Annotated in this window: 21 protein-coding genes; 6 read left to right on the top strand and 15 right to left on the bottom strand. The window is 62.2% G+C overall.

Annotated features, from left to right (window positions below):
* Window positions 1–111 precede the first annotated feature (111 nt).
* Window positions 112–1,335, top strand: coding sequence for a glycosyltransferase 87 family protein (locus AS9A_RS03355; protein WP_013805490.1), 1,224 nt, complete (start codon window positions 112–114; stop codon window positions 1,333–1,335).
* 5 nt (window positions 1,336–1,340) lie between these two features.
* Here the strand turns inward: AS9A_RS03355 and purQ are convergent, their stop codons facing one another.
* Together purQ and purS are read right to left on the bottom strand one after the other, a co-directional pair.
* Window positions 1,341–2,021 (bottom strand): phosphoribosylformylglycinamidine synthase subunit PurQ, encoded by a 681-nt coding sequence (gene purQ, locus AS9A_RS03350; protein ID WP_013805489.1) that lies wholly within the window; start codon window positions 2,019–2,021, stop codon window positions 1,341–1,343.
* Entirely contained in the window at window positions 2,018–2,263 is a 246-nt protein-coding gene (gene purS, locus AS9A_RS03345; RefSeq protein ID WP_013805488.1) for a phosphoribosylformylglycinamidine synthase subunit PurS, read from the bottom strand. The genes purQ and purS overlap by 4 nt, the downstream gene beginning before the upstream one ends.
* 80 nt (window positions 2,264–2,343) lie before the next feature.
* Here purS and AS9A_RS03340 point away from each other — a divergent pair, with 80 nt between their 5' ends.
* Window positions 2,344–2,988, top strand: a complete 645-nt coding sequence (locus tag AS9A_RS03340) for an MBL fold metallo-hydrolase (protein ID WP_013805487.1) — start codon at window positions 2,344–2,346, stop codon at window positions 2,986–2,988.
* A 68-nt stretch (window positions 2,989–3,056) separates the two neighbouring features.
* Here the strand turns inward: AS9A_RS03340 and AS9A_RS03335 are convergent, their stop codons facing one another.
* From AS9A_RS03335 to purB, 10 genes are all read right to left on the bottom strand, one after another.
* Complete coding sequence (locus AS9A_RS03335; RefSeq protein ID WP_013805486.1) at window positions 3,057–5,606, bottom strand: ABC transporter permease; 2,550 nt, start codon at window positions 5,604–5,606, stop codon at window positions 3,057–3,059.
* On the bottom strand, window positions 5,606–6,361 hold the full coding sequence (locus AS9A_RS03330; protein WP_013805485.1) for an ABC transporter ATP-binding protein: 756 nt from the start codon (window positions 6,359–6,361) through the stop codon (window positions 5,606–5,608). Before AS9A_RS03330 ends, AS9A_RS03335 begins: the two co-directional genes overlap by 1 nt.
* Window positions 6,362–6,449: 88 nt before the next feature.
* The gene (locus tag AS9A_RS03325) at window positions 6,450–8,108 is read right to left on the bottom strand and encodes an FAD-binding dehydrogenase (protein ID WP_013805484.1); all 1,659 of its coding nucleotides are present in this window, start codon (window positions 8,106–8,108) and stop codon (window positions 6,450–6,452) included.
* A gap of 24 nt (window positions 8,109–8,132) precedes the next feature.
* Window positions 8,133–8,837: a DUF2334 domain-containing protein gene (locus AS9A_RS03320; protein ID WP_041450832.1), complete on the bottom strand. Its 705-nt coding sequence runs from the start codon at window positions 8,835–8,837 to the stop codon at window positions 8,133–8,135.
* Window positions 8,838–8,910: 73 nt separating this feature from the next.
* Window positions 8,911–9,408: a glutathione peroxidase gene (locus tag AS9A_RS03315; RefSeq protein WP_013805482.1), complete on the bottom strand. Its 498-nt coding sequence runs from the start codon at window positions 9,406–9,408 to the stop codon at window positions 8,911–8,913.
* 10 nt (window positions 9,409–9,418) lie between these two features.
* Window positions 9,419–11,554, bottom strand: coding sequence for a S9 family peptidase (locus tag AS9A_RS03310; protein ID WP_013805481.1), 2,136 nt, complete (start codon window positions 11,552–11,554; stop codon window positions 9,419–9,421).
* A complete protein-coding gene (locus tag AS9A_RS03305; RefSeq protein WP_041450831.1) occupies window positions 11,551–12,456 on the bottom strand; it encodes a phosphoribosylaminoimidazolesuccinocarboxamide synthase in 906 nt (301 codons plus the stop codon). Before AS9A_RS03305 ends, AS9A_RS03310 begins: the two co-directional genes overlap by 4 nt.
* A 180-nt stretch (window positions 12,457–12,636) precedes the next feature.
* Complete coding sequence (locus tag AS9A_RS03300; RefSeq protein WP_041450830.1) at window positions 12,637–13,056, bottom strand: HIT family protein; 420 nt, start codon at window positions 13,054–13,056, stop codon at window positions 12,637–12,639.
* 51 nt (window positions 13,057–13,107) lie between these two features.
* Entirely contained in the window at window positions 13,108–13,707 is a 600-nt protein-coding gene (locus tag AS9A_RS03295) for a hypothetical protein (RefSeq protein ID WP_041450829.1), read from the bottom strand.
* A gap of 136 nt (window positions 13,708–13,843) precedes the next feature.
* Complete coding sequence (gene purB, locus AS9A_RS03290) at window positions 13,844–15,292, bottom strand: adenylosuccinate lyase (RefSeq protein WP_013805477.1); 1,449 nt, start codon at window positions 15,290–15,292, stop codon at window positions 13,844–13,846.
* A gap of 159 nt (window positions 15,293–15,451) precedes the next feature.
* Here purB and AS9A_RS03285 point away from each other — a divergent pair, with 159 nt between their 5' ends.
* The gene (locus AS9A_RS03285) at window positions 15,452–16,114 is read left to right on the top strand and encodes a GTP pyrophosphokinase (RefSeq protein WP_237707922.1); all 663 of its coding nucleotides are present in this window, start codon (window positions 15,452–15,454) and stop codon (window positions 16,112–16,114) included.
* Between the two features lie 44 nt (window positions 16,115–16,158).
* Here AS9A_RS03285 and AS9A_RS03280 read toward each other — a convergent pair whose 3' ends face one another.
* The 3 genes from AS9A_RS03280 to purD form a co-directional block, all read right to left on the bottom strand.
* Window positions 16,159–16,746 carry a TetR/AcrR family transcriptional regulator gene (locus AS9A_RS03280; RefSeq protein ID WP_041450827.1) on the bottom strand — a complete coding sequence of 196 codons (588 nt, stop codon included), beginning with the start codon at window positions 16,744–16,746 and terminating at the stop codon, window positions 16,159–16,161.
* Between the two features lie 54 nt (window positions 16,747–16,800).
* Complete coding sequence (locus AS9A_RS03275) at window positions 16,801–17,916, bottom strand: pyridoxal phosphate-dependent aminotransferase (RefSeq protein ID WP_407636567.1); 1,116 nt, start codon at window positions 17,914–17,916, stop codon at window positions 16,801–16,803.
* A 70-nt stretch (window positions 17,917–17,986) separates the two neighbouring features.
* The gene (gene purD, locus AS9A_RS03270; protein WP_013805473.1) at window positions 17,987–19,246 is read right to left on the bottom strand and encodes a phosphoribosylamine--glycine ligase; all 1,260 of its coding nucleotides are present in this window, start codon (window positions 19,244–19,246) and stop codon (window positions 17,987–17,989) included.
* Between the two features lie 125 nt (window positions 19,247–19,371).
* Here purD and AS9A_RS03265 point away from each other — a divergent pair, with 125 nt between their 5' ends.
* The 3 genes from AS9A_RS03265 to AS9A_RS03255 all read left to right on the top strand — a co-directional run bounded on the left by AS9A_RS03265 (window position 19,372) and on the right by AS9A_RS03255 (window position 21,321).
* Window positions 19,372–19,794 (top strand): HIT family protein, encoded by a 423-nt coding sequence (locus AS9A_RS03265; protein WP_013805472.1) that lies wholly within the window; start codon window positions 19,372–19,374, stop codon window positions 19,792–19,794.
* 248 nt (window positions 19,795–20,042) lie between these two features.
* Window positions 20,043–20,816 (top strand): hypothetical protein, encoded by a 774-nt coding sequence (locus AS9A_RS03260; RefSeq protein WP_013805471.1) that lies wholly within the window; start codon window positions 20,043–20,045, stop codon window positions 20,814–20,816.
* A gap of 82 nt (window positions 20,817–20,898) precedes the next feature.
* Window positions 20,899–21,321, top strand: coding sequence for a hypothetical protein (locus AS9A_RS03255; RefSeq protein ID WP_013805470.1), 423 nt, complete (start codon window positions 20,899–20,901; stop codon window positions 21,319–21,321).
* Window positions 21,322–21,327: the final 6 nt, after the last annotated feature.

Genomic DNA, 21,327 nt, shown 5'->3' with positions numbered 1-21,327 from the left:
TGTGTGATTACGGACACATGACAATGTTTCAGCCGATTGGTATCGTGAGCACTTAAGTCAAGGCGGCATTTCTGTCAGTAAAGCATTTCGGCAGCGAGGACGATTACTTTAATGCAGCTCCGTGACACCGAAGCCACGCCTGGATTAAGCGCGCGCACTGTCCGTTTTGTGTCCATAGTGGGCCTTGTTATCACAGTTGGCGCAATCGCCTACCTGTTTAAGCGAACCCTGGAGACAAGCCCCATTGACCTCGCGGTCTTTCAGGCAGCGGGCCAGGCCTTCGTCGACGGAACGCCGCTCTACAATAATGAGTTCGAACGCCCGCACGGTTTGCGATTTATTTACGCTCCCTTTGCCGCCATGTTGTTCGCGCCCATGGCCGCACTCCCTCTCAGCGCCCTCGAATTACTGTGGACTGCCGCGAATATCGGACTCGTATGGTGGATTCTCACGGCACTGCTGCGCAGGGCGGGTGTTGCCCGCAACGTGCGGTTCATCGCAACAGCAATACTGGGTCTGGCGTTGTTGCTAGAGCCGATCCGGACGTCCTTCTTCTTCGGGCAAATCAACGTCACTTTGATGGCTCTTGTTGTCGCCGACTGTGCAGGTGTCATCCCGCGCCGCTATCGGGGCATCGCAACGGGCATCGCCGCCGCTATCAAAGTCACCCCCGCGGCATTCGGGCTCGTTTTCCTTCTCCGCCGCGACTACCGATCGCTCTTCCAAGCTATCGCTACGGGAATCGGCACCATCATCGTCGGGTTCCTCGTCGCCCCGCAGGCATCGGTCTTCTACTGGACTGAAGAGTTCTTCCGTACCGACCGGGCGGGCGGACACGACTACCGCCCCAACCAGGCCTTAACTGGGGTGCTCGCGCGACTCGGGCTTGATGACGGCCTCGAAGATATTCTCTGGGTTTTCGGTGCGCTGGCGATCATCGCCGCTGCGACCTGGGCGGCATATCGTTTCACCCGTGCCGGTGACCACTACGTCGCATTCGGCCTGGTAGCGCTCGCATCCCTCGGTGCCGCGCCCTTCGCCGTTTCGCACCACTGGGTGTACGTCCTCATGCTCGTACCCATGCTCGTCGCGCCCCGCTACGCGAAGTGGCGGCTGTTAACTGGGGCGGCCACTCTCGTCTACCTTGTGGGACCGTACAAACTTGTCGCAGCCGACACCGGACCGAACCTGGCGACGTTCACGGTGCAGAACGGTCACTTCTGGGCAGCTATGGCGCTCCTTGTCGGCGCAGTTGTCGCCGCACGGCGCCTGCCCAGGCAGGCTGCCGCCACGGAGACTGGCCGAAATCCCGCAGAACCCGCGATGGTTCACTGACCGCTTTATCCGGCCGTGAGCACACCGTCTAGCACCGATAGGAACAACCCGAGACCGTCATCGCTAGGCCCCGTCAGCGGTTCCGTTGCGTGCTCCGGGTGCGGCATGAGGCCGACGACCCGTCCGTTCGGCGATGAAATTCCGGCGATGCCGCGTTGCGATCCGTTCGGGTTTCCCCCGGCGTACCGGAAGACCACGCGTCCTTCACCCTCGAGTTCGTCGAGCACCTCATCGGAAGCTTGGAACCGGCCTTCACCGGACTTGAGCGGAATCAGGATCTCAGCGCCCTGCTCGTACCGGGTTGTCCAGGCTGTCGCGTTGTTCTCGACACGCAACCATTCGTCACGGCAGATGAAATGCAGCCCCTCGTTACGCGTCAAGGCACCGGGCAGGAGACCCGACTCGCACAAGATCTGGAAGCCGTTGCAAATGCCCAGCACAGGCATGCCCTGCTCAGCAGCTCGAATCACCTCACCCATCACCGGGGCAAACCGCGCGATGGCCCCCGCACGCAGGTAGTCACCATAGGAGAAGCCACCGGGAACAACGATCGCGTCGACATTCTTCAGGTCGGCATCGGCATGCCAGAGGGCCACGTCCTCAGCACCCGCAATGCGGACCGCGCGCGCCGCGTCAATATCGTCAAGCGTTCCCGGGAAAGTGATGACGCCGATCCGTGCGCTCACTCGCCACCGTCCACACGCGTGACGGTCCACTCCTCGATGACCGTGTTGGCCAGGAAGGACTCCGCGATCTTGGCGAGGGTCGCGTCGTCGATCGCGTCGTCGACCTCTAGCTCGAAACGCTTACCCTGACGTACTTCGGTTACCCCGTCGAATCCAAGGCGGGGAAGCGCCCGCACGATCGCCTGGCCCTGGGGGTCCAGAATTTCCGCCTTAGGCATCACACTGACAACAACCCGGGCCACCCGGCACTCCTAAAAGTAATGGTGCAGAAACTCGCTTGGACAGCTTACAAGGCAACCAGCGTCGGACGCATACTGTCCCTATGCGCCTCACCCACTTCGGACACTCTTGCCTACTTGCCGAGATGGACGGAACCCGCATTCTGTTCGACCCCGGCAACTTTTCGCATGGCTTCGAAGGCATCACCGGCCTCGACGCCATCCTTGTGACACACCAGCACCCCGATCATGCTGACGTCACCCGCCTGCCGTCACTCGTCGAAGCGAACCCGCAGGCCGCGCTGTACGCAGATCCCCAGACCGCAGGTCAGCTCGGCGGCGCGTGGCAAGCGGTCCGTCCGGGAGAACATTTCACTGTGGGGTCTGTCGATGCAGCCGTGGGCGGCGGCAGACACGCGGTGATTCACCCTGACATTCCGGTGATCGACAATGTCGCGTACATCCTCGGCACCGCTGGGGCACCTGGACAGCTGTTGCATCCGGGCGATTCTTTGTTTGTCCCGTGGCAACCAGTGGAGGTGCTCGCCATTCCCGCTGCGGCGCCGTGGATGAAGATTTCCGAGGCTGTCGACTTTCTGCGCTCCGTGCAACCGCGTGTCGCGGTACCCATCCACCAGGGCATTCTCTCGGACAATGGGCTCGGCATCTACTACGGGCGGCTGAAGGAGATGTCGCACGACGACACCGAATTCCGGACTCTGCCCGCGGAAGACGCGGTGGAAATCTAGGCCTTGGGGATCGTGAAGGAAATTCCCTCCTGAGAAGGGTAAATCCTTCACGATCTGGCCCACTTCATTCACATGTCCGCGATCGCCTCCAGCGGCTTTGTCCGGGCTGCCCGGCCGGCCGGCCATAGCGCCGCGAGCACGCCGACGATCGCCGAACCGACCAGCATCGCCACCACCTGCACCCATGGCACCGCAACGATCGTGAGGCCTTCATCCCGGAGGGTCCGCACGAATCCCCAGCCGAACAATAAGCCCATCGAGAGACCAAGCACCGCACCGAACACCGCGATGAGCGCCGACTCGATGTAGATGGTGCGCCGGACCTGCTGCCGGAACATGCCGACCGCGCGGAGCATGCCGATCTCCCGCTTTCGTTCCACCACCGACAGCGCCAGCGTGTTGACGATGCCGAGAATCGCGATGACCACCGCGAGGGCGAGCAGCGCGTAGAGCAACGCGAGAATCATGTCGACCTGCGCGGACTGTGCGCTCTTGTACTCCTCCAGATCCTGGACCTGCACGACCACGAATTGCTCGGTCGCATCCTCGAGCGCGGTCCGGACCGTCCCGGGATCAGCCGCCGAGTCCGCGCGGACCATCACCGCAGCCGTCACCTGGACGAATCGTGGTATCAGCGAGTTCAGCGCGCCATCGGACAGCACCATCGAGCCCACGAGCTGATTGACCGTGTAGATGCCCTCGACGGTCACATTGACCGTCCCGTCGCGTGATGGCCTCGTCAACTCGACTTCGTCGCCTGGGCTCCAGCCAAATTTTTCAGCTGTCGCCTCATCGACGAGCATCGATGAGTCGCCGAGCGTGGCCGAGCCCTCGACCATGTCGAAGGAGAGAATTCCGCCAACACCGCCCAGCACACCGGCACCAACGATTCGTTCTTCGTCCTCGCCCACCAGCGCGGTAGCGAAGTTGACCGCGGCGGCCCGCTCGACACCTTCGGCCCGCTCCGCCGACTGGGTGACACCGGCAGGCACACCCGTCTGCATGGGGCCGCTCAGGATGAAGTCCGCCTCGATACCCTGGTCAATCAGCGCATCAATGCTGACCTTGGCTGAGGTACCGAGAACGCTGATCATCGTCACCAGCATTAGCCCCAGCGTGAGAGCGAAGGCGGTCGCTGCTGTTCTGCGTGGGTTCCGCACCGCGTTTGTCCGGGCGAGCTTGCCGATCGAGCCAAACGGCTTGGCTGTGAAACCCAGCAGCCGGATCGCCGGTTGCGCCAGGCCTGGGGTCGCGAACAGCACGGCGAGAATCAACAATCCAACACCGAGTCCCACGATTATGGCGCCTTGCTGTCCGGTGTACTGCATGCCCCAGAACAGCGCGACAAGACCGGGCACACCCAGCAGGGCACCAATTATCGTGCGCGTGCGAACCGATTCGGCTGATCCGCTGAACTCCTCGCGCATCGCCGCAACGGGAGGTACTCGGGACGCGCGCCGGGCGGGTGCATATGCACTGAGGACCGTGACAAGGATGCCCACGGTGAACGCCGCGATCACGGTGCGAGGCTCCAGCGCCAGTGTGCCACTGGGCAGCCCCAGATCGAATGCGTCCATCACGACGCGCAGCGTGTATGCCAGCGCGACACCACATCCCAGGCCAATTGCGCTGCCAATCACACCAACGATCAGCGCTTCGAAAATCACTGAACGGCTGATCTGCCTTCGACTTGCGCCAATAGCTCTCAGCAGCGCCATCTCCCGCAGCCGCTGCGCGACGATCATCGCGAACGTGTTGTAGATGATGAAGGTGCCCACCACCAAGGCGATGGCACCGAATGCAAGGAGGAAGTAGTTGATGAAGGAGAGGTTTTCCTCGAGCTCGCTCTGCTGCTGCGCACGGGCCTCCTCGCCGGTCTCGACCGTGTAGCCGTCGGGGACTGCAGCGGCAACTTCGTCACGCAACTGTTCCTGGCTCACACCGTCCACGGCTGCCAAGTCCAGCCTTGACACATGCTCGCCGTCGGTGAACAGTTCACGAGCCTGCTCGGCCGTGAACTGCACGCCGACGAAGCCGCCAACGTCCACCGGCAGCGAATAGGTGCCCGTAACGGTCACGTCGAACGACCCCACATTGGGGACGAGAACCTCTAGTGCATCGCCCACGGCGATATCGCCGCGCTCCGCGCCTGACTGGTTGACGATAATGTCACCAGCCTGCTCCGGAACGGTGCCCTCCACGATCTCGATCGGCTGGCCGATGCCGCTGTTCGGAGGCAGGTAGGTTTGCCCAATGCTCGGTGCGCCACCCGTCTGAACCGCGGAGCCGTCCTTGATGAGGATGACCTGCCCACTCGCGGCCTGCACCGAAGCACGGACATTAGGCAGATCGGCGAGCCGGTCCGCTTCCTCGATCGGTATGCCTAGCGACCCCTCCTGCGCTGGTGTCACTCGCACATCAACACCGATGGTGTCGCCAGAGAAGATTTCATCGAAAGTCTTCTTCAGCGTGTCCGTGAACACGAACGAGCCCGTCACAAACGCTGTTCCGAGAACCACGGCGAGAACGGTCAGGAACAAGCGGAGCTTGTGCGCCATGAGATTGCGTGTGGACACTTTGCGCATGGGCGCGCCTGACGGCTTCAGCGACACCGCCATCAGATCTTCTCCAGGGTCTTCATCTTATCCATGATGGAATCTGCGTCGGGGTTGCGAAGTTCGTCGACGATCTTGCCGTCGGACAGGAAGACCACGCGATCCGCGAAACTCGCGGCTTTGGGATCGTGCGTAACGATGACGACGGTCTGCCCGAACTCGTCGACGGCAGCGCGCAGGATATTGAGAACTTCATTCCCCGACCGGGAGTCAAGGTTACCGGTGGGCTCGTCACCGAAAACGATCTCGGGCTGCCCGACGAGAGCCCGCGCACACGCGACCCGCTGCTGCTGCCCGCCCGACAGTTCGCTCGGCCGGTGGTCGAGCCTGTCCTCGAGACCGAGCCGGTCCACAACCGTGTTCAGCCACTCCTCGTTCGGCGCACGTCCGGCAATGTCGAGCGGCAGGGTGATGTTTTCGAGTGCTGTGAGGGTGGGAACGAGGTTGAAGGCCTGGAACACGAAGCCGATGCGGTCCCGCCGCAGCTGCGTCATCTGCTTGTCGCTCAACGCTGTCAACTCCGTGCCACCGATATCGACCGACCCTGACGACGCCGAATCCAGGCCAGCAAGGCAGTGCATCAGTGTTGACTTCCCAGAACCTGAGGGGCCCATGATGGCAGTGAACTCAGCGCGACGGAACTCAACGTCGACCTCGTCGAGCGCCCTCACCTGGGTATTCCCGGTGCCGTATATCTTCGAGAGGTTCGCGGCGCGCGCGGCGATCCCGTCATTTGCAGGGGTTGTCGATTCGACCATAGGGCCCATCATTCCAATGCGGCCGTGACCGCGCTATCGGGGCACACCCTGATCTTGATTTTCGGGGTGCCACTGTCAGCCGACGAGATCAAATCACAGCCGCCGCTGCGGCACGGCCCGCCGCCCGGCCGGAGAAGATGCAGCCGCCGAGAAAACTGCCCTCGAGCGCGCGATAGCCGTGCACTCCTCCCCCGCCGAATCCAGCGACCTCACCTGCGGCGAACAGTCCGGGGAATGGGTCTCCACCAGGTGTTATTACCTGTGAATCCAGGTTGGTTTCGAGACCACCCAAGGTCTTCCGTGTCAGCAAGTGCAACCGGACGGCAATAAGCGGGCCGGCGTCCGGGTCAAGCAGCGCATGCGGAGCAACGACCCGTGACAGCTTGTCCGGTTTGTAACCGCGCGCGGAACGAATCGCCATGATCTGCATATCTTTTCCAAACGGATTCCGCACGTCACGATCGCGCGCCTCGATGACCCGGCGTATCTCCACTGGATCGAGCAGTGCGTCGCCGGTCAGGTCGTTCATCGCGTCAACAAGATCCTCGACGTTGTGCCGGACGATGAAATCGACGCCTTGCTGCTTGAACGCCTCGACAGGGCTTGGCGCTCCGGGACGCACCCGCTCCATCACCTTTCGCACGCTGCGCCCGGTGAGGTCCGGATTCTGCTCCGAACCGGACAGCCCGAATTCCTTCTCGATGATGCGCTGGTTGAGAACAAACCAGGTATAGCTATGTCCGGTCTTCGTGATGTGCGCAAGTGTTCCTAGCGTGTCGAATCCGGGAAAAAGCGGTGGTGGGAGGCGCTGTCCCGTCGCATCGAGCCACAGCGACGACGGTCCCGGCAAGATCCGGATTCCATGGTGAGGCCAGATGGGGTCGAAGTTCGTGATGCCTTCGGTGTAATGCCACATTCGGTCGCGATTGACCAGGCTCGCGCCAGCCGTTTCCGCAATCTGCAGCATGCGGCCATCGACATGCGCAGGCACGCCGGAGAGCATCTGCGCTGGCGGCTCGCCAAGCCGCTGCGGCCAGTTCTTCCGGATCAATTCGGCATTCCCGCCGATCCCGCCGCTCGTGACAATGACGGCCTGTGCCGAGAATTCAAACTCCCCCACAGCCGTCCGGGACGACTGGACGCCGCGCGGCTCATCCGACGGTTCCAGAACAGTCCCGCGCACCCCGGTAACCGCACCTGCTGTCGTCACCAGTTTGTCCACGCGATGCCGATGGGCGAACGACACGAACCCGCGAGTCGCCGCGGCCCGCACGCGCGAGGCAAACATGTCGACTAGTGCAGGGCCAGTCCCCCATGTGATGTGGAAGCGAGGCACCGAGTTCCCCGGTCCGTCTGCGTAGTAGCCTCCGCGTTCAGCCCAGCCGACAACGGGGAAGATCTTGAGGCCACGGTCTGCCAGCCAGTGGTATTTCTCGCCGGCGGCGAAACCGACGTACGCCTCGGCCCATTTGCGTGGCCAGTAGTCTTCGCGTTCACGATCGAACCCGGCCGTCGCCATCCAGTCGCTGAGCGCGAGGTCGTACGAATCGTGAATGCCTACGCGACGCTGATGCGGTGAATCGACGAGGAAAAGCCCGCCGAACGACCAGAATGCTTGCCCACCAAGGTTCTGTGGCCCTTCCTGATCAAGCAGCAGGACCTTCCGGCCCCGCTCCACCAGTTCGGCCGTCGCCACGAGACCAGCGAGTCCAGCACCAACAACGATCACATCCGCGCGCTCACCCATAGCACCTGACGCTAGTTCATGCGATTACGCTGCGGTGGATTGTTGCCGATCGTAGGGCCACCGGTATGTCGCAGGGCGTGCGCCGTGGTGCTGGCTGAGATCGATCGCATCGAGGAAGGCCTGGCGTGGCCCGGTCCGTTCAAGGTGGTTCGCCTTGATGGCAAGCCGGACGGTGCCATTGCGCCGCGCGACACGCTCAGCACTCATGACCAGCGCCCGGCACCACCAGGGTTCAGCCAGGAAACCTTCGCCCACACCGAGGACGCGGGCGCGAACGGACGTCCCTCGTTCCAGGTCCCGGATGGACGTCAGGTCCGCGCAGAGCCGGAAACCCACGCGGGGCAGCATCAGCAGTGCCCCTTCGGAGGCAATCCAGCGTGGCGGCGCGAAAAGCCGCGTTCGCAGACCGGCCTCTTCCATTACCCGATCGGCTGCGATCAGGCGGAGCATCGCCTCGTGCGCTGGCAGCGCGGCGAACTCAGCGCGGCGCTTCTTCGTGGCCGCCTGGTCATAACCGTGCAGCAGGATGGCGTCACCACGCGCATGCCGGGCACGAAGCCACTCCTGCGTGGCCTCGTCCCGCACAAGCCGATACTTGCCCTTCAGCCGCGGTGCCACGAGGAGGGATACGGGGATCCCCCGCTTGTCGAGTTCCGCCGCGAATCCGTCTGCCAGTTCGACGGTCGTATCACGGATCCCGGATATCGAAACCAGCAGTTCAGCGTTCATACTCCACACCGTCACATACGCGGGTGTACAGGTCCTTTACTGAGGGTTTCGCGGACGAGAACGTTGTAAACGTTCAGTTCGGCAAAATCCCCTCGATCGCCTCGATTACTTCCGGCGCGTCAGGTGAGGTGCGCGGACGGAACCGGCGCACCGTCGTGCCGTCAGGAGCCACGAGGAACTTCTCGAAATTCCACTGAACGTCACCGGCTTCTCCAGCATCATCAGGTGTTTGGGTGAGCTCGGCGTACAAGGGATGCCTTCCGCTGCCGTTAACCTCGACCTTCTCCATCATGGGGAAGGTCACGCCATAGGTCGTCGAACAGAACGTGGCGATCTCGTCCGCCGTGCCAGGCTCCTGCCCGCCGAACTGGTTGCACGGTAGGCCAATCACGGTCAGGCCACGGTCCGCGTACTCGGTCGCAAGCTTCTCGAGTTCCCGGTACTGGGGGGTCAGCCCGCAGCGTGAGGCAACGTTGACGATGAGGAGTGCCCGGCCACCAAAGTCAGCAAGACTGGCCGGGGCACCGTTAAGAGTCGTGAGCGGAATGTTCTGCAGCGTCGTAGTTGGCATGCCCACCAACTTAGCGCGGATCAGAGCAGCCCTGCCCGATCAGCCCTGCCCGGTCGAGTACCCAGGCGTACTCGAACGCGACTTCCTTCCACTTTTCGTAGCGTCCACTGACTCCGCCGTGACCAGCACTCATTTCGGTTTTCAGCAGTACGTCGTGGGCGCCCGCGTCCCGCAGCCTTGCCACCCACTTCGCCGGTTCGACATACAGGACGCGCGTGTCGTTGATGCTGGTGATCGCAAGGATCGGCGGGTAGTTCCGGGCCTCGACGTTTTCATAGGGCGAGTACGACTTCATATAGTCGTAGACCGACTTGTCTTCCAGAGGGTTGCCCCACTCGTCCCACTCGATCACAGTCAGCGGCAAGGACGGGTCGAGAATCGACGTAAGCGGATCCACGAACGGCACATTCGCGAGGATCGCGTCGAACTGCTCCGGCGCCATGTTGGCCACCGCTCCCATCAGCAAGCCGCCCGCGCTGCCACCATCAGCGATGACGATCGATGCCAGGCCCGACTCGCGAAGATGACGCGCACACGCAATGAAGTCGGTGAACGTGTTCTTCTTGGCGAGCGTTTTACCGTCCTCGTACCATCGGCGCCCCATCTCACCGCCACCGCGAATGTGCGCTACGACGAACACCATGCCGCGATCGAGCAGCGAAAGACGCGATACCGAAAATGTCGGGTCGACACTGGATTCGTAGGAGCCATAGCCGTAAAGCAAACTTGGTGCGGGGGTGCTGACGTCCTTGCGCCGAATCACCGAGATCGGGATACGCGTCCCGTCTTCGGCCACCGCCCAGTCACGGTGCTGCTCGTACTCGTCAGCCGAATAGCCACCCAGAACGGGCTGTTCCTTGCGCAGGTGCAGGGCACCGCTCGCGAAGTCGTAATCGAACACCCGGCCCGGTGTGATGAAGGAGGTAAAGACCAGCCGCAAGTACGGTGACGACCATTCCGGGTTGGCAGCCGTGCCCGCCGTATACAGCTCCTCACCGAAATCGATCTCGCTGAGTTCACCGTATCCGTCGGCCCCGATCGGCCAGATAGCAAGCCGGGAGATCGCATCGCGCCGGTATGCGACGACGAGATGGTCACGAAAGACCTCAACACCTTCGAGGCGAACCTGGTCACGGTGTTCGATGAGAACGCGCTGGCGTTCAGGGCTGGCAACGGGCGCTTCGCAGAGTTCGAAGTTCTCGGCGCCGTCGTTATGCAGGATCAGGAAGCGATCCTCACCGCCGACCACGACATGGTCGATCCCATATTCGACGCCTTCGCGTCGTGGCAAGACGACCGAGAATTCACCTGTCGGGTCGGAAGCGTCGAGCACGCGGGCTTCACTCGTGATCTTCGAGCCCACCTCGATTACGAGGTATTTCCGGCTGCGTGTCAGCCCCATGCCCACCCAGTAGCGTTCATCCTCCTCACGGAAGATCACCACATCATCGCTCGCAGAGGTGCCGAGCGTATGGCGCCACACAGTGTCTGGACGCCACGCTTCGTCGACCGTCTGATAGTAGAGAAACTCTCCGCTCGGATCCCACAAGGCGCCCGGGAAGGTGTTGGGGATTTCGTCACCGAGCATCTCGCCCGTGCGCAAGTCCTTGATACGCAGCAGGTACCGCTCGTCTCCTGTGGTGTCAACGGCGTAGGCGAGCAGGTTGCCGTCCTCCGTGACGGCGAAGCTGCCCAGCGAGAAGAAGTCGTGGCCCTCAGCTGCGACATTCGCGTCGAGGAGGATCTGCTCTCCAGGGACGTCGGTGCCGGGCTCGAGTACTGGCGGTTCCCAGTCGTCCAGCGACTGCACCGCACACCGGCAGTTCAGGCCGTACTGCTGGCCCTCGATGGTGCGGCCGTAGTACCACCACTCCCCCCGCCGCACCGGCACAGACAAGTCTGTCTCCAGTGTGCGGCTCTTGATCTCTGAGAAGATCGTCTGCCGCATCTCCGCGAGGTGAGCGGTGCGCGCCTCCGTGTAGGCATTTTCAGCCTCGAGGTGCGCAATGACCTCCGGGTCTGTTTTGTCGCGCAGCCACTCGAAATTGTCGACGACGAGATCACCATGGTGGACGCGTTCGTGCGGAACCTTCTTCGCTACGGGCGGGGCTGCCTCGGCCGTAACGGTGAGTCGGTCAGTGCTCATGCGTTATGCCACGCGGACTCGCCCAGCCACTCATCGAACTGCAGGCCAGAGATTCGCTCGTACGCCTCGATATACCGCTTGCGGGTGGCGTCGACGACGTCCTCCGGCAACGGCGGCGGCGGACTGTCGGAGGCACGATCCCAGCCCGATTCGCTACTTGTCAGCCAATCGCGGACGAATTGCTTGTCGAAGCTCGGCTGCGGTTTGCCCGGTTCATAGTCTCCCACCGTCCAGAAACGGGAGGAGTCCGGGGTAAGCACCTCGTCGGCGAGGATCAGGTTGCCAGCAGCGTCTAGACCGAACTCGAATTTCGTATCGGCGAGGAGCAGCCCACGCGCTTCCGTCAGCGATGAAGCACGCAGATAGATGTCGAGTGTCTCCTCACGGACCTTGTGGGCAAACTCCTCACCAAGGCGGTCCACCACGGCGCTGAATGGAATGTTCTCGTCGTGATCACCGATATCGGCCTTGGTCGCCGGAGTGAATACCGCTTCTTCGAGCTTGCTTGCCTCAGTCAGGCCTTCGGGAAGTCTGATGCCGCATACCGTGCCGGTTTCGCGATAGTCCTTGAGCGCTGAGCCAGTGAGGTAACCGCGGGCAACGCATTCGAACGGGATCATGTCCAGTTTGCGGACAATAAGTGCTCGCCCGAGGACTTCCTCGGGGATACGCTCATCATCCGGTGAAGCAGCTAGGTGATGTGGAATACCGAGTTCACTGAAGAAATACACGCTCATCGCTGTGAGCACGCGTCCCTTATCTGGAATCGGGGTTTCCAGAACATGGTCGTACGCTGAGATCCGGTCGCTAGCGACCATGAGCAGGTTGTGCTCATCGATGTCGTAGAGGTCTCGGACCTTGCCGGACATGAGGTGTGTGTAATCAGCCAAAGTAGGACGCACGGCGTACACCCTAGTTGGTGAAGCGGCCGAATAGGGTGCCGATGGCGCTGCATTGCGCATTTTGGGACATCGATTGGTACGGAAGAGTGCATCCGGGAATTACGAGGTCAACGGTGTTGCGCGAGCGCCGCGGAGTTTCCTCAAGCGGAAGGCGCAACCCCTCCCTCGGCGTGAAAAACCTCACGTCACAAGCGCGGCTCGAATCTGTACGGCCTGCGCATCCAGCGCCATGCGGTGCGGCCAGCTGAACGAGCCGCGCAAACCGAAGCCATCCCCCACTAGCCGCGGGAGCACATGCAGGTGCACATGGAAAACTTCCTGGCCTGCGGCGGCCCCATCCGCGAGAAACAGATTGACTCCCTCAGGCTGCAAAGGTGAGCGCCGCACCGCGGCGGCGAGCCGCTGGGCAGTCGCGAAAATCGGCCCAGCGAGCTCGGGATCCAGTTCAGCGAGGTTCGTGGCATGCGTTTTCGGGATGACGAGCAGGTGACCGCGTGTCATCGGCCGAATATCCATGAAAGCGAGCACCTTGTCGTCCTCATAGACGCGACTCGCCTCCGCGCGTCCTGCCACGATGTCACAAAAGATGCACGCCCTCATGACGTCTTAGAGTATGGGAGCCGGAGCGTACGCGGCTGAATACTGAACTCCCTAGCCTCCTGACGAAACGAGGAATCCCAGCAGGTCGATTGAGCCGAGAGATCCCGAACCGAAGTCCAAACCTAAGTCAGAACCAAAGTCGGCTATTGAGCCATTGTTACCGTCGGGTTCGTCAGGCACATCGCACCCCTGGACGTAGATGGTATTCCAGCCCACGCGATGGTCCGCTTCAGGCCCAAGGAACAGGCGGTAGTCGACCTTGTACGTCTCAGTGGGAGGCTTCGCTTCGAACCCGCGGTCTTCGAGGTTCTCTGTTCGGCTCGACTCAGCTGGTTCATTGTTAGTGGTAAATGGGACTCCACCATTCTGTGTCCACTGCGTTTGCCCCACAGGAATGGCCGTTGCCACGCTCGTGTTCCAGTAGCCCTGACTATTGGCAGGTTCATCATCTACTCGAAAATCTACGACGTAACGCCCATTCGTCCTGTTCACCGTCGAGAAGGTCACCTCGCAGGGAGCGTCTGAAACTGCATACACCTCTAGCTGCCCGGTGGGCCCGACGTTGCTAGCAAATGCTGGCGGAGCACACAGAACAAAAACTGCGACTCCAACGAAGGAACCGCTTGTCACAACCGAACGGCGCGTGGGCATTGTGCCTCCTCAAAGGATGTACAGGTACTCGAACCCTAGTTGGCAACCGCAACCTCCGCGTCAGTTTGCCGCAATGACTGCGAGTTGGCGTCGACTTCTCCTCGGGTTCAGGCCCTAATGAACTCCCGCCGTGGCATTACAAGATGGGAGCCGGAGCGTACGCGGCTGCTTCCGGGTGCTGCTTTGCGAGCGCCTCGACGGCCTCGACGACGCGGGCGACCTGCGCCTGCGCACTTCCGGCGAACGCTGCTTTGTCCGCAAGCGCATTGTCGAGCGCACCCCGATCCAGGGGCAGTCGCTCGTCAGCCGCGAGCCGGTCAAGCAGGTCCTGTCCAGCGCCTTGCTCCCGCATTGCCAGTGCTACGGCCACCGCATGCTCTTTGATCACTTCATGCGCCGTCTCGCGGCCCACACCCGCACGGACTGCCGCCATCAGCACCTTGGTCGTTGCCAGGAACGGCAGGTAGCGCTCAAGTTCCCGCTCAATGACCGCCGGATATGCACCGAACTCGCCAAGCACCGTCAGGAATGTCTCAAACAGGCCATCGATCGCGAAGAACGCGTCGGGCAGCGCGACCCGGCGCACCACGGAGCAGAAGACGTCACCTTCGTTCCACTGTGCGCCAGCAAGCTCCGCGGCCATCGACGCATAGCCCCGCAGCACTACCTGCAGGCCGTTGACGCGCTCGCATGACCGGGTATTCATCTTGTGCGGCATCGCAGACGACCCCACCTGCCCCGGCTGAAAACCCTCCGTGACGAGCTCATGACCCGCCATGAGGCGGATCGTGTGCGCGAAGGACGACGGCCCCGCAGCAAGCTGCACGAGTGCGGACACCACGTCGTGATCCAGCGAGCGCGGATACACCTGTCCAACGCTGGTGAACACGTTGGCGAAGCCGAGGTGCCCGGCGATTTGCACCTCGAGCTGAGCGAGCTTCTCCTCGTCGCCGCCGAGGAGATCCAGCATGTCCTGCGCGGTCCCCATGGGGCCTTTGATTCCGCGCAGCGGATACCGGTCGATCAACTCCCGGATTCTGGTGAGCGCAACAAGCACTTCTTCGGCTGCTGACGCGAACCGCTTTCCCAGCGTGGTCGCCTGAGCTGCGACGTTATGACTGCGACCGGCCATGACCAGGCCCGAATACTGGGTTGCACGTTCCGTGAGCCGCACCGCCACGGCCACTCCACGTTCGTGGACGAGTTCGAGCGCGCGCCGAATCTGGAGTTGTTCCACATTCTCGGTCAGGTCACGGCTGGTCATGCCCTTGTGAATGTGTTCATGCCCAGCGAGGGCGCTGAACTCCTCGATGCGAGCTTTCACATCGTGGCGAGTGACGCGCTCACGCGCGGCGATCGAGTTCAGATCAACGGTGCTGATGACTCGCTCATAGTCTTCGATGACCCCTTCGGGAACTTCAATGCCGAGGTCACGCTGGGCACGCAGGACCGCCAGCCACAACTCCCGCTCAAGAACGATCTTGTTTTGTGGGGACCAGAGGTGCGCCATTTCGCGGCTGGAATATCGGGTTGCAAGAACGTTCGGCACGCGCGGGGCAGCCTGAGCGGTGTTGTCAGCGGTCACGCTTGTGCAGTCTAGTTCGGGCGAAAGATGGCAGACTCGGGAGGCATGAGCGACGGGGCCCCGAACCAAGCGACCACAGCCGACGCGAGTCCCGAGAATGGCCGGAACAGCGAAGCGCTTGCCGAACTCGCGGAGATCCGGTCGCAATTCACCCGATTCATGATGACGTACCAGTTCGGTCTCGCGGAAATCGTAACCAAGATCAACATACTCAAGGATGAGTTCACGCACATCCATCAGTACAGTCCGATCGAACACGTGTCGTCCCGGCTCAAAACGCCCGCCAGCATCCTTCAGAAGGCGGCACGCCGCGGCATCCCGCTGAAGATCGACGCGATCCGCGAGAACATCCTGGACATCGCTGGGGTCCGCATCAGCTGCAGCTTCATATCGGATACCTACCGCATCGCCGAAATGCTGGGTGGGCAGGCCGACGTCACCGTCCTGGAGACCAAGGACTACATCGCCAATCCCAAACCGAACGGCTACAAAAGCCTGCACTTGCTGGTGGAAATTCCGGTGTTCCTCAGCGACCGCGTCCAGCCTGCCTGCGTCGAGCTGCAAATACGCACCATCGCAATGGACTTCTGGGCGGCGCTCGAACACAAGATCTACTACAAGTATGAACGCGAGATACCAGAAGCATTGCTACGAGAGTTGACCGAGGCGGCCGAAGCCGCGAGTCGGCTCGACATCAAGATGGAGCGGCTGCATGACGAGATAGACCGGATAAAATCTGCGCCCACAACCGCGGAGGAAGTGCCCGGCTTCCCACTGCCCAGAGATCTTCTCGAGATGCTGCGCCATTTTCGAACCAGCTAGCCAGGCTCCAAATCCAAGACAAACAAGACATCCAGCCGACAACGTCAGCCCGGCGGCGCCAGCTGATCGATCACGTCGCACAGCAGCGACCGTACCGTGCCAGCGAGGTCGGGCGGCTCATCGAGAACCGCGCTCAGGACGGCACCCGCCACCATCGCTTCCAGGGCTCGCGCGCGAGATTCGCGCACAGGCCGTCCGCTTCTGGCGAGAATCTCGCTGATCGCCGCGATCGTGTGGGCGCGCATCCGGACCTGAATCTCGCGAAGCTCAGGATGCCGCGCAATCGCAAGGTTCTGCTCGTACCGCGATGCCAGCGCGTCTGAGCCAACTCCGCGGCCAACCAAAACGTCAACGAGCAAATCTACCAATGTGTGTATCGATCGGGCCCGCTTCGGCACACCGGCGACCAGCTCGTCGACGCGATTCATCGCGTCAGCCGCCTCAAACTCGGCCGCGCTCACAACCAGGTCATCGAGGGAGGAGAAATAATAGGTCGTCGATGCCAGCGGCAGACCGGCACGCTGCGCAACACCCCGGTGCCGCACCGCCTCCAACCCACCCTCGCGCATGAGTTCCGCTGCCGCTGCTATTAGCGCTTGCCGGCGGCGCTCTCCTTTACGCGTGGATGTCACTGCGTAATCTTGTCAGCCCCACCGATGATTTTCTGGTACTTCAGTATCAATTCGCTAAAAGTCCCGGAGCATTGGCGCCAACCTTTCGAGCGCCTCATGCATTGTTGCCGTCGCCCCCGCAAAACAAAGTCGAATTGTCCGGTTCCCATTCGAGGTATCGAAATCAATGCCTGGCGCCATTGCAACGCCAGTTTCCGCGAGCACCCGCGCGCACCAAGCGGTCGAGTCTGAGGTCAAATGCGAAACGTCCGCGTAGAGATAGAAGGCTCCATCAGCAGGCGCGAACTTCGAAATTGCCTGCTCTCCGAGCCCCTCGAGCAGAATGTCACGGTTGCGCCGGTATCGCTGCACGTGCCCGTCCAGTTCGGTGAGCGACTCGTCGCAAAAAGCAGCCATCGCCGCGTACTGCGAAACTGCGGGCGGACACACCGTCAGGTTGGACGCGAGCCGATTTACCGCATCGCGATAGCGCGAGGGGACGAGCATCCACCCCAGTCGCCAGCCCGTCATCGAAAAGTATTTGGAGACCGAGCCGACAACGGCGGCTTCCCGCGACGCTTGCCAGGCGCACAATTGCGAGAGGTCACCGAAACTGATGCCGTGGTAAATCTCGTCCGAAATCAGCAGAACTCCGTGCTCGGCGCACCACCGGGCGATCGCCGCGAATTCCGCTGGATCAATAATCGTCCCAGTTGGGTTCGCTGGGCTGGCGATAATTAGTCCTGCTGGAGGTACAGGCAGTTCCTCGAGCATCGCGAGGGTTGGCTGGAAACGCTCGTCGGGACCGCAAGCAAGCTCGTGAACTCGGCAGCCAAGCGCTTGAAGAACATTCCGGTACGCCGGGTAACCCGGCCGCGCCATGACGACCGTGTCCCCTACATCGAATGCAGCAAGGAACAAGATCGTGAAGGCTCCGGACGACCCGGTCGTGATGACGACTTCGGACGGGTCGACGTCGACGCCTTCACGGCGTCCGTAATAGTCAGCGATCGTTTCCTTCAGTGGAAGAATCCCCGTCGACTCGGTGTAGCCGAGTACCTGCTCAACTATCGCTTTCTGCGCAGCCGCAACGACAGGTTGTGGCGCCGGAGTCGACGGCTGTCCCGCAGCAAGAGCCAGGACATCACCGTGGATGCGCTGTCGATCAGCCGCGGCCTTCCACACGTCCATGACGTAGAAGGGCGCGATCGCGGAGCGGTCTGAGATACGCACCCTTCGACCGTAACGCGTTTCGGGGGCGTCAGGACGGGATCGAGATACGGCCCTCGGCCGCACCCAGGCCGATGTCGGTGCGGTGGTGGCTCCCCGGTAGATGAATCTGGTTCACCTTCGAGTAGGCGTCTTCGCGGGCAGTCGCAAGATCAGCTCCGTAACCGACGACACTGAGCACCCGCCCCCCGGCCGACACGAGCTCCCCATCGTCGCGCCGGGCCGTTCCGGCGTGCAGAACGCCCGGAGCGTCAGACCCAGCGATGACATCACCCGTCCGGGGTGGTCCAGGGTAGTTCTCGGCAGCGATCACAACCGTGACGGCACTGCCGTCCTTCCACGTCAGCGGACCCGCCTCGGCGAGCGTCCCGGTGGCGGTGGCGAGCAGATGGCCCGCGAGCGGAGTCTCGAGCATTTCGAGGACACACTGAGTTTCCGGGTCCCCGAAGCGACAATTGAACTCGACCACCGCGGGCCCTTCCTTGCCGATCGCGAGACCGGCATAGAGCAACCCGCTGAACGGACAGCCTCGCTCGACCATTTCCCGCGCGACCGGCTTGACGACCTCGTCGACGATCTGGCTTACCATTCCGTCGGGCAGCCACGGCAGCGGCGTGTACGCGCCCATTCCGCCTGTGTTGGGCCCTGTGTCGTCGTCACCGACGCGTTTGTGATCCTGCGCAGGCAGCAAGGGAACGACATCCTCGCCGTCCACCAAGCAGAAGAGCGACACCTCTGGGCCGTCAAGGAAGGATTCCAGTAGTACTGGATGACCTTTCTCCAGCAGCTCAGCTGCGTGATCCCGTGCCACTAGCCGGTCCGCGCTGACGACGACACCCTTGCCGCCAGCAAGGCGATCGTCCTTGACGACCCACGTCGGGCCGAACCGATCCAGTGCCGCATCGAGATTCGCCGGAGTGTCCACGATCTCGGCATGCGCGGTGCGCACACCCGCCGCAGCCATGACGTCTTTCGCGAATGCTTTAGAACCCTCGATCTGCGCGGCAGCGGCAGACGGCCCGAAACACGGCACGCCGACTTTCCGGACAGCATCGGCGACCCCGAGCACGAGGGGAACCTCGGGACCAATCACGACCAGGTCGGGTTCGAGTTCCCGGACCAGGGCGACAACCGCTTCAGTCGAGGCGGCGTCGACGTCATGCTGCTCGGCTACGGCAGCGGTACCCGCGTTACCGGGCGCGCACATCAGCGCGGTCACTGCCGGGTCGCGGCTCAAAGCAAGCAACAGGGCATGTTCACGGGCACCAGATCCGATAACGAGAACTCGCACGGTACGACAGCCTACGGCGTCCTTCCGGCAGAAGAGACTCCCGGGTTCCTCATTGGGTGAATCCAGTGGCGAAATTGGTGTGTATACGCTGGCGGATCACTCCATTTTCAAGGATGCTCGGTGCCATGGCTTCCATCTTCAGCAAGATCATCGCCGGGGAGATCCCCGGTCGTTTCGTCTGGGAGGACGAGGACGTCGTCGCTTTCCTCACGATTGCTCCGGTTGCGCCCGGGCACACACTCGTGGTGCCCCGCAAGGAGGTGGACCAGTGGCAGGAGGTCGACCCGGCCCTTTTCACCAAGTGCACCGACGTCGCCCAAAAGATCGGCCAGGCGGTTCGACAGGGCTGGGACGCACCGCGTGCTGGTCTGCTGATTGCGGGCATCGAGGTACCCCATCTGCACCTGCACGTGTTTCCGGCATGGTCGATCGAGGGTTTCGATCTGTCGATGGCGAAACCAGGGGATGCTGACGAACTTGACGCCGCCGCGGACAGACTACGGGCCACGCTTCGCGAACTCGGCTTTGGCGAACGGGTGCCAGACTAGAAACGCGGCTGGCGACGCCCCGGCACTTAGCGATCTGGGCCGGAATGGCGCAAGCGTGCTTGCGGCGTCTGAGGTATGCCCAGACGTCGCTAAAACAAGCTCCTTCCCTTGATTCCGGCATGATGCGCCGACTCTTGGGCATATCACCGACCTTTCGGCATATCACTTGCACGGAGCACGCCCATGACTTTGCCCACACCGAGACCTCTACTACAGAAGTTGTCGTACCGGGCAAATAGGCTTTCCCTATGAATCTGCTCGCTGTTGTGGCCCTCCCCGCGCGCGCTGGCGCCGCCGCGACCGGGGCTGCTCTTGAGCTGGCTGCGGATACCGCTTCCGGGGTGCTCAACGAAGCAGGCAACGTCGTGAGATTATTCGATCCCCGCGGACCTCTCGATCTCTTGCAGCGGGTCTCAGACAGCGCCGGAGCGGACCGGGCGCTGGGCCGCGCTCTCGACCCCGAAGGCCCCATTGACCGACTGATGGCACGGGATGGCGTGCTCGACCGGCTCACTGAGAGAGGCGGGCTTCTTGAGCGCCTTCTGGAACGAGACGGGCTTGTTGATCGCCTCCTTGAGAAGGAGGGGCCGATTGAGCGGTTGCTGGAGAAAGAGGGGCTCGTCGAGAGACTTATCGAGAAGGACGGGTTACTCGACCGCCTGCTTGAAAAGGACGGCGCACTCGATCGCCTGACCGCGTCCGACGGCCCCCTCGACAATCTTCTCCGGAAAAATGGCCTGCTCGAAAGCCTACTGTCAGATAACAGCTCGGTGGAGCGAATGATCAAGCGCGGCGGCACGCTTGATCAGTTGATCTCACTCTCTGACAGTCTGGACCGTTTGGCACCCAGCCTCGATCTGCTCGCTAGCAGCGTAGGCGCTTTGCAGGACGCACTCGGCGCGGTGAACGGCGCGGTGGGTCCGGTCGGCGATCTCGTCTCGATGCTCCCCCGCAGGCGCCGCAAACCGCGCGCAATCACAGTCGAACCCCATCATGCTGCGGCTGCCGCCGAACTCTCCTAAGTCTCTGTCCGACGGATGTGCGGAGATCTAAGATCAAGAAGTATCCGCTCCAGGTCGGAAGACTGTTCTAGGGAGACCCACAATGAAAACGATCATGCCCAGGGCCGCAGCCCGGGCAGCAATCGCGGCGGCGGCGATCGCACCGATGATGCTCGCTGCCCCCACCCTCGCGTCAGCAGCACCTTCTGCGGACGCCCGCAGCGCGGGTGAGACAACGGCAGAAGTGACTTTCCACAATGACCGCGCGACCACAGCCACATGCGGGTCAATTTTGCACTTCTTCGGCTCACCGCTCTCCTGGTTCGGGCTGCCGCCCGCCGTGGCGGTGCCACCAGGCGGTTCCGCTTCGCAACAGATCCCCTTCATCACACCGGGCATCCACACGCTGTCGTGGTGGTGCGACGTCCCAGGAGACCAGGTCTACACCGGCAACGAAGGGCCCGTCCCGGTTGGGGGCATCTCCGTGGCAATCGTTGAGGGCATCAATCAGCTGACCGGGAACTAACGCACA

Source organism: Hoyosella subflava DQS3-9A1, from assembly GCF_000214175.1.
GTDB classification, from domain to species: domain Bacteria; phylum Actinomycetota; class Actinomycetes; order Mycobacteriales; family Mycobacteriaceae; genus Hoyosella; species Hoyosella subflava.
The sequence above is the reverse complement of the archived record's forward strand: the minus strand, read 5'-3'. Positions and strand labels throughout refer to the sequence as shown.

Excerpts from the sequence above, each read along its gene's own strand:
- AS9A_RS03355 (WP_013805490.1), top strand. The coding sequence starts at position 112 with ATGCAGCTCCGTGACACCGAAGCCACGCCTGGATTAAGCGCGCGCACT.
- AS9A_RS03340 (WP_013805487.1), top strand. The coding sequence starts at position 2,344 with ATGCGCCTCACCCACTTCGGACACTCTTGCCTACTTGCCGAGATGGAC.
- AS9A_RS03335 (WP_013805486.1), bottom strand. The coding sequence starts at position 5,606 with ATGGCGGTGTCGCTGAAGCCGTCAGGCGCGCCCATGCGCAAAGTGTCC.
- AS9A_RS03330 (WP_013805485.1), bottom strand. The coding sequence starts at position 6,361 with ATGGTCGAATCGACAACCCCTGCAAATGACGGGATCGCCGCGCGCGCC.
- AS9A_RS03325 (WP_013805484.1), bottom strand. The coding sequence starts at position 8,108 with ATGGGTGAGCGCGCGGATGTGATCGTTGTTGGTGCTGGACTCGCTGGT.
- AS9A_RS03320 (WP_041450832.1), bottom strand. The coding sequence starts at position 8,837 with ATGAACGCTGAACTGCTGGTTTCGATATCCGGGATCCGTGATACGACC.
- AS9A_RS03315 (WP_013805482.1), bottom strand. The coding sequence starts at position 9,408 with ATGCCAACTACGACGCTGCAGAACATTCCGCTCACGACTCTTAACGGT.
- AS9A_RS03310 (WP_013805481.1), bottom strand. The coding sequence starts at position 11,554 with ATGAGCACTGACCGACTCACCGTTACGGCCGAGGCAGCCCCGCCCGTA.
- AS9A_RS03300 (WP_041450830.1), bottom strand. The coding sequence starts at position 13,056 with ATGAGGGCGTGCATCTTTTGTGACATCGTGGCAGGACGCGCGGAGGCG.
- AS9A_RS03295 (WP_041450829.1), bottom strand. The coding sequence starts at position 13,707 with ATGCCCACGCGCCGTTCGGTTGTGACAAGCGGTTCCTTCGTTGGAGTC.
- AS9A_RS03285 (WP_237707922.1), top strand. The coding sequence starts at position 15,452 with ATGATGACGTACCAGTTCGGTCTCGCGGAAATCGTAACCAAGATCAAC.
- AS9A_RS03275 (WP_407636567.1), bottom strand. The coding sequence starts at position 17,916 with ATGGACGTGTGGAAGGCCGCGGCTGATCGACAGCGCATCCACGGTGAT.
- AS9A_RS03265 (WP_013805472.1), top strand. The coding sequence starts at position 19,372 with ATGGCTTCCATCTTCAGCAAGATCATCGCCGGGGAGATCCCCGGTCGT.
- AS9A_RS03260 (WP_013805471.1), top strand. The coding sequence starts at position 20,043 with ATGAATCTGCTCGCTGTTGTGGCCCTCCCCGCGCGCGCTGGCGCCGCC.
- AS9A_RS03255 (WP_013805470.1), top strand. The coding sequence starts at position 20,899 with ATGAAAACGATCATGCCCAGGGCCGCAGCCCGGGCAGCAATCGCGGCG.